Source organism: Streptomyces sp. AC555_RSS877, assembly GCF_019049245.1.
In the GTDB taxonomy this organism is placed as follows: domain Bacteria; phylum Actinomycetota; class Actinomycetes; order Streptomycetales; family Streptomycetaceae; genus Streptomyces.
In genome coordinates this window covers 1-242 of record NZ_JAGMUK010000141.1, presented here as the reverse complement: position 1 = coordinate 242, position 242 = coordinate 1, and the positions used below count along the sequence as shown (strand labels likewise).

Below are 242 nucleotides of genomic sequence, written 5' to 3'. Positions count from 1 at the left end.
GCGCTGACCGCGGTGACGGCGGACGACTCGGGCGCCTCCCGCGACAGCGGGCACGACAAGGACTCCGGCTGGACCAAGGACGGCAAGGAGTCCTGGAACGGCGGTCACCACAAGCCCGACGGCGGGATGCACACGGGTGGCGGCGCGCTGACCGCGGTGACGGCGGACGACTCGGGCGCCTCCCGCGACAGCGGGCACGACAAGGACTCCGGCTGGACCAAGGACGGCAAGGAGTCCTGGAA

The 242-nt window shown here is 72.3% G+C and carries 1 pseudogene; it reads left to right on the top strand.

The annotated features are described in order from the left end of the window. A pseudogene (locus tag KUM49_RS37765) lies at positions 1-242 on the top strand (hypothetical protein); the annotation flags it as partial.